Below are 9,301 nucleotides of genomic sequence, written 5' to 3' on the forward strand. Positions count from 1 at the left end.
TGACCGGCGGGGCCGGAGAAGCGACGGAGGACAAGCAGTGAGCGTCACGGCAGCACAGGGATTCACGGCGGCGGGCATCGCCGCCGGGATCAAGGAGAACGGCAGTGCCGACCTCGCCCTCGTGGTGAACAACGGACCCCGGAGCGCCGCCGCCGGCGTCTTCACCTCCAACCGCGTCAAGGCCGCCCCGGTCGTCTGGTCCGAGCAGGTCCTCAAGGGCGGCGCGGTCTCTGCCGTCGTCCTCAACTCCGGTGGCGCCAACGCTTGTACGGGACCGCTCGGCTTCCAGGACACCCACGCCACCGCGGAGAAGGCCGCCGAGGTGCTGGGGCACAGCGCCGGCGAGGTGGCGATCGCCTCCACCGGGCTGATCGGCCTGCGGCTCCCGATGGACAAGCTGCTGCCCGGAGTGGAGCGGGCCGTGGCCCAACTGACCCCGCACGGCGGCGAGAAGGCCGCCATCGCCATCAAGACCACCGACAGCGTGCACAAGACCGCCGTCGTCACCCAGGACGGCTGGACCGTCGGCGGCATGGCCAAGGGCGCCGGCATGCTCGCCCCGGGCCTGGCCACCATGCTCGTCGTGCTGACCACCGACGCCGATGTGCCGTCGGCCGACCTCGATTCGGCCCTGCGCGCGGCCACCCGTACCACCTTCGACCGGATCGACTCCGACGGCTGTATGTCGACCAACGACACGGTGCTGCTGCTCGCCTCCGGAGCGTCCGGGATCGTTCCGGAGACCGGCGCCTTCGCCGAGGCGGTGCGCACGGTCTGCGCCGACCTCGCCCGGCAGCTGATCGGGGACGCCGAGGGCGCCAGCAAGGACATCCGGATCGAGGTGGTGGGCGCGGCCAGCGAGGACGACGCGGTGGAGGTCGGCCGCTCGATCGCCCGCAACAACCTCCTCAAGTGCGCCATCCACGGCGAGGACCCCAACTGGGGCCGGGTGCTCTCGGCCATCGGCACCACGTCCGCCGTCTTCGAGCCCGACCAGCTGAACGTCGCCATCAACGACGTCTGGGTCTGCAAGAACGGCTCGGTGGGCGAGGACCGCGAGCTGGTCGACATGCGCTACCGGGAGGTGCGGATCACCGCGGACCTCGCCGCCGGCACCGAGTCCGCGGTCATCTGGGCCAACGACCTCACCGCCGATTACGTCCACGAGAACAGCGCGTACTCGTCATGAACGCGCACCCGAGGCTCCGGCGCGCGCTGTCCGCACAGCCCGCCCGGAGGTACGTCCCGCGCGCCGCGTGGGGGAGAAACGAGGCCGGCCCGGCATGAGCACCCGTAAGCACACCGCACTTCCCAAGGCACGCACCCTCATCGAGGCGCTGCCCTGGCTGACCCGGCACCACGGCAAGACCGTCGTCATCAAGTTCGGCGGCAACGCCATGATCGACGAGGAGCTCAAGCGCGCCTTCGCCCAGGACGTGGTCTTCCTGCGGCACGCCGGGCTGCGCCCCGTCGTCGTGCACGGCGGCGGCCCGCAGATCAGCGCCCAGCTGGACCTGCTGGGCCTGGAGTCGGAGTTCAAGGGCGGCCTGCGGGTCACCACGCCCGAGGCGATGAACGTCGTACGGATGGTGCTGGCCGGCCAGGTGCAGCGCGAGCTGGTCGGGCTGCTCAACGAGCACGGCCCGCTCGCCGTCGGCATGACCGGCGAGGACGCCCATCTGATGGCCGCCACCAAGCACTACGCGGACATCGACGGGGAGCGGGTGGACATCGGCCGGGTCGGCGAGATCACCGCCATCGACCCCGGCGCGGTCCAGGCGTTGCTGGACGACGGCCGGATCCCGGTCATCTCCTCCATCGCCCGCAGCAGCGACGAGGAGGACGCCTCGGCGGTCTTCAACGTCAACGCCGACACCGCCGCGGCCGCGCTGGCCGCCGCGCTCGGCGCCGAGACCCTGATGGTCCTCACCGATGTCGAGGGCCTCTACGAGGACTGGCCCGACAGCGACGAGGTGATCTCCCGCCTCACCGCCTCCGAACTGGAGAAGCTGCTGCCCGACCTGGCCAGCGGCATGGTCCCCAAGATGCGGGGCTGCCTGCACGCCGTCCGCAACGGCGTGCACACCGCCCGGGTCATCGACGGGCGGGTCCAGCACTCGATCCTGCTGGAGATCTTCACCGACGAAGGAATCGGCACGATGGTCGTGCCGGACGCGAACACGATCGAGGGGGCGACATGAGCGAGCCGGCACACGGCCACGGACCGGTGACCAACGCGGCTCTCACCGGGCGCTGGCAGGGCGCCATGATGGACAACTTCGGCACCCCCCGCGTCCCGCTGGTACGCGGCGAGGGCGCCCGGGTGTGGGACGCCGACGGCAAGGAGTACCTCGACTTCCTCGGCGGCATCGCGGTCAACGCCCTCGGTCATGCCCACCCCGCGGTGGTCCGCGCGGTCTCCGACCAGGTCGCCACCCTCGGCCATGTCTCGAACTTCTTCGTCGCCGAGCCCACCGTCGCGCTGGCCGAGCGGCTGCTCGCGCTGGCCGGCCGCCCCGGCCGGGTCTACTTCTCCAATTCCGGCGCCGAAGCCAACGAAGCCGCCTTCAAGATCGGCCGGCTGACCGGGCGCACCCACATGGTCTCCACCGCCGGCGGCTTCCACGGCCGGACCATGGGCGCCCTCGCGCTCACCGGCCAGCCCGCCAAGCAAGCCCCGTTCGCCCCGCTGCCCGGCGACGTCGACCACGTCCCGTACGGGGACGCCGACGCCCTGCGCGCCGCCGTCACCACCGACACCGCCTTCGTCATCCTGGAGCCCGTCCAGGGCGAGAACGGCGTCGTCGTGCCGCCGCCCGGTTACCTCCGGGCCGCCCGCGAGATCACCGCCGCCACCGGCACCCTGCTCGTCCTCGACGAGATCCAGACCGGTATCGGCCGGACCGGCCACTGGCTGGAGTCCCGGGCCCAGGGCGTCGAGGCGGACGTCATCACCCTCGCCAAGGGCCTGGGCGGCGGCCTCCCGATCGGCGCCACGCTCGCCTTCGGCCGCGCCGCCGACCTGCTCACCCCCGGTTCGCACGGCTCGACCTTCAGCGGCAACCCGGTGGTCTGCGCGGGCGCCCTCGCCGTCCTGGACACCATCGAGAAGGACGGCATCCTCGACCACGTCAAGCGGGTCGGCGAGCGGCTGCGCGAGGGGACCGAGGCCCTGGGGCACCCATTGGTCGGCCAGGTCCGCGGTGCGGGGCTGCTCCTGGGTATCGTCTTGACGGAGTCGCTCGCGCCACAGGTGCAGCAGGCGGCTCAGGACGCGGGCCTCCTGGTGAACGCGGTCGCGCCGGACGTCGTCCGGCTCGCCCCGCCGCTGATCGTCTCCGACGACGAAGCGGAAGAGTTCCTCCGGAAGCTGCCCGCGGTCCTCAGCACGGCCCGCCAAGGGACCGACGGGGAACGACGATCCGGAGACTGACGACAACGATGACCGAGCCGCAGGACAACGAGTTGCACAACGGTGGCCAGGCCGTGCCGCAGACCCGCACCGCCCGCCACCGCCGGATCGTGGACATCCTCAACCGGCTGCCGGTCCGCTCCCAGAGCCAGCTCGCCAAGCTGCTCGCCGACGACGGGCTGTCCGTCACCCAGGCGACGCTCTCGCGCGATCTGGACGAACTGGGCGCGGTGAAGATCCGCAACACCGGTGGGGAGCTGATCTACGCGGTGCCCAGTGAGGGCGGCGACCGCAAGCCGCGGGCGCCGCTGGGCGAGTCGGCCAAGGAGGAGCGGATGCGCCGCCTCTCCGGCGAACTCCTCATCTCCGCCGAGGCCTCCGCCAACCTCGTTGTCCTGCGCACCCCGCCGGGCGCCGCCCAGTTCCTGGCCTCGGCCATCGACCAGGCCGAGCTGCACGACATCCTGGGCACCATCGCGGGCGACGACACCCTGATGCTCATCAGCCGCGACCCGACGGGCGGTCAGGCCCTCGCCGACCACCTGCTGCGGCTGGCGCAGAAGGCGCACTGAGCGCCGCCTCCGAGCTCCCCGGGCACCTCGTCACGCCCCGGAGCACCTCACCCCGCCCCGTGCGGCGGCCGTGTCGGGAATCCACCGAGCCACCCGTTGCCTGCCGAACCCCATACGGCAGGATGGCAGTTCGCGCCGGGACGTCCGCGGATGTCCCGGCGCCTTCGCAGCCCTAGAGACAAGGTGGCATGGTGACGAGACATCACATCCGGCTCATAGCACGTCCGCTCCTTCCGGTCGCGGGAGGAGCCGGCCGGTGAACCGCGCGGTGACACTGCACGACCTGATCGTGGCCGGAGCGGCACTGGCCGCCGGCATCGTGGCGGGGCTGCTGTTGCGGGTGGCCCTGCGGTGGCTGGGCAAACACGCGCTGCGCACCCGCTGGAGCGGGGACGACGTCATCGTCGACGCGTTGCGGGCCGTGGTGCCCTGGGCGGCGATCGCCGGCGGGCTGGCGGCCGCGACCGCCGCACTGCCGTTCACGGAGTCGATCGGACACACCGTCGACCGGGTGCTGATGGTGCTGCTCATCCTGGTCGCCACGCTCACCGCGGCCCGGGTGATCACCGGGCTGGTGAGGTCCCTCGCCCAGTCCCGGTCCGGGGTGGCCGGATCGGCGACCATCTTCGCCAACATCACCCGCATCATCGTGCTGGCGATGGGCTTCCTCGTCGTCCTGCAGACCCTGGGCATCTCCATCGCCCCGCTCCTGACCGCGCTGGGCGTGGGCGGTCTCGCGGTCGCCCTGGCCCTCCAGGACACCCTCGCCAACCTCTTCGCGGGCGTGCACATCCTCGCCTCGAAGACGGTGCAGCCCGGCGACTACATCCGGCTCAGCAGCGGCGAGGAGGGCTATGTCGTCGACGTCAACTGGCGTAACACCGTGGTGCGGCAGCTCTCCAACAACCTGGTGATCATCCCCAACACCCAGCTGGCCGGCACCAACATGACCAACTTCACCCGCCCGGAACAGAAGTTGACGATCCTGGTGCAGGTGGGGGTCGGCTACGACAGCGACCTCGACCACGTCGAGCGGGTCACCACCGAGGTCGTCGAGAGCGTCATGAAGGACATCAACGGCGGTGACCCGGACCATGAACCGGCCGTCCGCTTCCACACCTTCGGCGACTCCCGGATCGGCTTCACGGTGATCCTGGGCGTCGGCGAATTCAGCGACCAGTACCGGATCAAGCACGAATTCATCAAGCGCCTGCACCGGCGCTACCGCGACGAGGGCATCCGGATCCCCTCCCCGGCCCGGACCGTGGCCCTCCAGAAGCCGGAGGAGATCGCGATTCCGCACCAGCGCGACCTTTCGGAGACCGCGCCGTAGCGGACGCCGGCCGGGGCCGGCCGCCCCGCGGGCCGCACACCCGCCGGGTCGCTGCCGGCCCGGCCGGACCCCGCTTTCCCGGGCCCGTCGCAGTCCCGGGAGGGCTGCCGGGCCCGGGCCTCCGCGCCGCCGCAACGGCAAAGGCCGCTCCCCATCTCAGGAAGCGGCCTCTGACCTGCAAAAACACCGTCGGGACGACAGGATTTGAACCTGCGACCCCTTGACCCCCAGTCAAGTGCGCTACCAAGCTGCGCCACGTCCCGGTGCTCGTACCGGCCGGACGATGCCCGGCCGGGGTGTGCAGAAGAAAAATACCCTGTCCCGGGCCCTGAATCCAAAGCGGGGCCCCACGGGGTGCGTCCCGACCTCCCTGCGGGGGCTCCCGGCCCGTGGTTCGATGAAGTATGGGTGAAATGTCCGCGGGAGATGGTCTCCGGGTGCGCCGGGTGTACGAGGCGCCGGAGCCGGCGGACGGGGCGCGGGTGCTGGTCGACCGGCTGTGGCCGCGCGGGCTGTCCAAGGAGGATGCCCGGCTCACCGAGTGGTGCAAGGACGTGGCGCCCTCGACCGAGCTGCGGCGCTGGTACGGCCATCAGGGGGAGCGGTTCGCGCGCTTCGCCGAGCGCTATCGCGCAGAGCTGGCACAGGAAGGCGCCCAGCGGGCGCTGGAGCGGCTGCGGGAGCGCGCCGCCGAGGGGCCGCTGACGCTGCTGACGGCCACGAAGGACGTGCCCTCCAGCCATGCGGCCGTGCTGGCCGAGGTGCTCCAGGAGGGCTCCTGAGGCCTCGCGCCACGCCGTCGACCCGCCGCTGACCTGCATCTTCGTCGACGCGTTGACGAAACATACGGTGGAGTGCATACTTATACCCAACAGCGAATGCACCGTAAGGAGAAACCCGTGACCGAGCGCGTCGTACTCGCCTACTCGGGCGGCCTGGACACCTCTGTCTGTATCGGCTGGATCGCCGAGGAGACGGGCGCCGAGGTCATCGCCGTTGCCGTGGACGTCGGCCAGGGCGGCGAGGACCTGGACGTCATCCGCAAGCGTGCGCTTGCCTGCGGCGCGGTCGAGGCCGAGGTCGCGGACGCCAAGGACGAATTCGCCGACGAGTACTGCCTCCCGGCGATCAAGGCCAACGCCCTGTACATGGACCGCTATCCGCTGGTCTCCGCGCTCTCCCGGCCGACCATCGTCAAGCACCTGGTCGCCGCCGCCAAGAAGCACGGCGCCACCACCGTCGCCCACGGCTGCACCGGCAAGGGCAACGACCAGGTCCGCTTCGAGGCCGGCATCTCCTCCCTCGCCCCCGACCTGAAGTGCATCGCCCCGGTCCGTGACTACGCGATGACCCGGGACAAGGCGATCGCCTTCTGCGAGGAGAAGAACCTCCCGATCGCGACCACCAAGAAGTCGCCGTACTCCATCGACCAGAACGTCTTCGGGCGGGCCGTGGAGACCGGCTTCCTGGAGGACATCTGGAACGCGCCGATCGAGGACGTGTACGAGTACACGGAGAACCCGGCCACCCAGCGGGAGGCCGACGAGGTCATCATCTCCTTCAAGGAGGGTGTCCCGGTCGCCATCGACGGCAAGCCCGTCACCGTCCTCCAGGCCATCCAGCAGCTCAACGAGCGGGCCGGCGCCCAGGGCATCGGCCGGATCGACATGGTCGAGGACCGGCTGGTCGGCATCAAGTCCCGCGAGGTGTACGAGGCGCCCGGCGCCATCGCGCTGATCACCGCGCACCAGGAGCTGGAGAACGTCACCGTCGAGCGCGAACTGGCCCGCTACAAGCGGCAGGTCGAGCAGCGCTGGGGCGAGCTGGTCTACGACGGCCTGTGGTTCTCCCCGCTCAAGCGCGCCCTGGACGGCTTCATCAACGAGGCCAACCAGGCGGTCAGCGGCGACATCCGGATGACCCTGCACGGCGGCCGCGCGGTCGTCACCGGCCGGAAGTCCGACCAGTCGCTCTACGACTTCAACCTGGCGACGTACGACACCGGCGACACCTTCGACCAGTCGCTGTCGAAGGGCTTCATCGAGCTCTTCGGTATGTCGAGCAAGATCGCGGCCAAGCGCGACCTGGCCTGAGCCGACTCGTTACCTTCGTACACGGCCGCCTCCCTGCCCTCGCGGCGGGGAGGCGGTGGCACATCCACAGCAGCCATGAGGAGCAGCAGTGAGCAGCAACAGCGGTGACGTCCGGCTCTGGGGCGGCCGTTTCGCCGACGGACCCGCCGAGGCGCTGGCCCAGCTGTCGGCGTCGGTCCACTTCGACTGGCGGCTGGCCCCGTACGACATCGCCGGCTCCCGCGCGCACGCCCGCGTGCTCCACAAGGCGGGCCTGCTCACCGAGGACGAGCTGAGCCGGATGCTCGCCGGGCTCGACCAGCTCGAAGCCGATGTCGCGGACGGCTCGTTCACCGGCACCGTCGCCGACGAGGACGTCCACACCGCCCTGGAGCGGGGCCTGCTGGAGCGGCTCGGCCCGGACCTCGGCGGCAAGCTGCGGGCCGGCCGGTCGCGCAACGACCAGGTCGCCACGCTCTTCCGGATGTACCTGCGCGACCATGCCCGGATCATCGGCGGGCTGCTCGCCGACCTCCAGGAGGCGCTGGTCGGCCTCGCCGAGGCCCACCCGGACGTCGCGATGCCGGGCCGCACCCACCTCCAGCACGCCCAGCCGGTGCTCTTCGCCCACCACGTCCTGGCCCATGTGCAGTCGCTGTCCCGGGACGCGGAGCGGCTGCGGCAGTGGGACGACCGCACCGCCGTCTCCCCGTACGGCTCGGGCGCGCTGGCCGGCTCCTCGCTCGGCCTCGACCCGGAGGCGGTCGCCGCCGACCTCGGCTTCGAGCACGGCTCGGCCGGCAATTCCATCGACGGGACGGCCTCGCGGGACTTCGCCGCCGAATTCGCCTTCATCACCGCGATGATCGGGATCAACCTCTCGCGGATCGCGGAGGAGATCATCCTCTGGAACACGAAGGAGTTCTCCTTCGTCACCCTCCACGACGCCTTCTCCACCGGCTCGTCGATCATGCCGCAGAAGAAGAACCCGGACATCGCGGAGCTGGCGCGGGGCAAGTCCGGCCGCCTCCTCGGCAACCTGACCGGGCTGCTGGCCACGCTCAAGGCGCTGCCGCTCGCGTACAACCGCGACCTCCAGGAGGACAAGGAGCCGGTCTTCGACTCCTGCGACCAACTGGAGGTGCTGCTCCCGGCGTTCACCGGCATGACGGCGACCCTGACCGTCCACCGCGAGCGCATGGAAGAGCTGGCGCCGGCCGGCTTCTCGCTGGCCACCGACATCGCGGAGTGGCTGGTCAAGCAGGGCGTGCCGTTCCGGGTGGCGCACGAGGTCGCGGGGGAGTGCGTCAAGGAGTGCGAGGCGCACGGCATCGAGCTCGACCAGCTCACCGATGAGCAGTTCGCGAAGATCTCGCCGCATCTGACCCCGGAGGTGCGGGGGGTGCTGAACGTCCCGGGCGCGCTGGCCTCGCGCAGCGGCCGCGGTGGCACCGCCCCCTCGGCGGTGGCGGTCCAGCTCGCCGAGGTACGGACCGATCTGGTCCGCCAGCAGGAGTGGGCGGCGGCCAAGCAGCCCCTGAAGCGGCCCTAGCAGGCTCAGACGTACGACGGCGGCCCGCCCCCGGGAGAGACCGGACGCTGTTGGCGAATTGCGGGCCGCTGCTGCGCCCCACCGGGTCAACCGGTGGGGCGCAGTGCCGCCAGGGGGCTGGTGCGGGTGGGCGCGTGTGGTTTCCCGGTGAGGTGCGCGTCGATGCGGACGACGTTGATCGCTGCCGCGGTGAGCTGGTGCTGGAGACCGGCTTTGGCCAGGCCGCGGTAGCGGGATCTGCGCAGACCATGGGCCATGACGCCTTGGGAGACGGTGCCTTCGACACCGGCGCGGATCTTGTAGCGGTCCTTCCACTCGTCGGTCTGCTGGAGAGTCCGGGCTTGTTGAAGGGTCTCGTGT

Annotated in this window: 9 protein-coding genes and 1 tRNA gene; 8 read left to right on the forward strand and 2 right to left on the reverse strand. The window is 71.0% G+C overall.

Annotation, left to right across the window (positions count from 1 at the left end; all coding sequences use genetic code 11):
- The first annotated feature begins 37 nt into the window (after positions 1-37).
- From argJ to EST92_RS18610, 5 genes are all read left to right on the forward strand, one after another.
- Positions 38-1,189: a bifunctional glutamate N-acetyltransferase/amino-acid acetyltransferase ArgJ gene (gene argJ, locus EST92_RS18590; protein ID WP_129282017.1), complete on the forward strand. Its 1,152-nt coding sequence runs from the start codon at positions 38-40 to the stop codon at positions 1,187-1,189.
- A gap of 94 nt (positions 1,190-1,283) precedes the next feature.
- Positions 1,284-2,201, forward strand: a complete 918-nt coding sequence (argB, locus tag EST92_RS18595; RefSeq protein ID WP_129245270.1) for an acetylglutamate kinase — start codon at positions 1,284-1,286, stop codon at positions 2,199-2,201.
- Positions 2,198-3,433 (forward strand): acetylornithine transaminase, encoded by a 1,236-nt coding sequence (locus EST92_RS18600; protein WP_129282018.1) that lies wholly within the window; start codon positions 2,198-2,200, stop codon positions 3,431-3,433. The genes argB and EST92_RS18600 overlap by 4 nt, the downstream gene beginning before the upstream one ends.
- A gap of 8 nt (positions 3,434-3,441) precedes the next feature.
- Positions 3,442-3,984, forward strand: a complete 543-nt coding sequence (locus tag EST92_RS18605) for an arginine repressor (RefSeq protein WP_129245265.1) — start codon at positions 3,442-3,444, stop codon at positions 3,982-3,984.
- A gap of 256 nt (positions 3,985-4,240) precedes the next feature.
- On the forward strand, positions 4,241-5,317 hold the full coding sequence (locus EST92_RS18610) for a mechanosensitive ion channel family protein (RefSeq protein WP_129282019.1): 1,077 nt from the start codon (positions 4,241-4,243) through the stop codon (positions 5,315-5,317).
- A 189-nt stretch (positions 5,318-5,506) separates the two neighbouring features.
- Here the strand turns inward: EST92_RS18610 and EST92_RS18615 are convergent.
- Positions 5,507-5,580 (reverse strand) — tRNA-Pro (locus tag EST92_RS18615).
- A 150-nt stretch (positions 5,581-5,730) separates the two neighbouring features.
- On the opposite strand from EST92_RS18615, the gene EST92_RS18620 reads away from it, so the two are divergent.
- The 3 genes from EST92_RS18620 (at position 5,731) to argH (ending at position 8,941) form a co-directional block, all read left to right on the forward strand.
- Positions 5,731-6,099 carry a DUF488 domain-containing protein gene (locus tag EST92_RS18620; protein ID WP_129282020.1) on the forward strand — a complete coding sequence of 123 codons (369 nt, stop codon included), beginning with the start codon at positions 5,731-5,733 and terminating at the stop codon, positions 6,097-6,099.
- Positions 6,100-6,216: 117 nt separating this feature from the next.
- A complete protein-coding gene (locus tag EST92_RS18625; protein ID WP_129245259.1) occupies positions 6,217-7,410 on the forward strand; it encodes an argininosuccinate synthase in 1,194 nt (397 codons plus the stop codon).
- 88 nt (positions 7,411-7,498) lie between these two features.
- Positions 7,499-8,941: an argininosuccinate lyase gene (gene argH / locus EST92_RS18630; RefSeq protein WP_129282021.1), complete on the forward strand. Its 1,443-nt coding sequence runs from the start codon at positions 7,499-7,501 to the stop codon at positions 8,939-8,941.
- An 86-nt stretch (positions 8,942-9,027) separates the two neighbouring features.
- On the opposite strand, the gene EST92_RS18635 is transcribed toward argH, so the two are convergent.
- The coding region (locus EST92_RS18635; RefSeq protein WP_174244055.1) for a transposase at positions 9,028-9,301 on the reverse strand (274 nt) is incomplete at its 5' end.

Origin of the sequence: Streptomyces sp. TM32, assembly GCF_004122755.1 — a bacterium.
GTDB classification, from domain to species: Bacteria; Actinomycetota; Actinomycetes; order Streptomycetales; family Streptomycetaceae; genus Streptomyces; species Streptomyces sioyaensis.

Excerpts from the sequence above, each read along its gene's own strand:
- argB (WP_129245270.1), top strand. The coding sequence starts at position 1,284 with ATGAGCACCCGTAAGCACACCGCACTTCCCAAGGCACGCACCCTCATC.
- EST92_RS18620 (WP_129282020.1), top strand. The coding sequence starts at position 5,731 with ATGTCCGCGGGAGATGGTCTCCGGGTGCGCCGGGTGTACGAGGCGCCG.
- EST92_RS18600 (WP_129282018.1), top strand. The coding sequence starts at position 2,198 with ATGAGCGAGCCGGCACACGGCCACGGACCGGTGACCAACGCGGCTCTC.
- EST92_RS18605 (WP_129245265.1), top strand. The coding sequence starts at position 3,442 with ATGACCGAGCCGCAGGACAACGAGTTGCACAACGGTGGCCAGGCCGTG.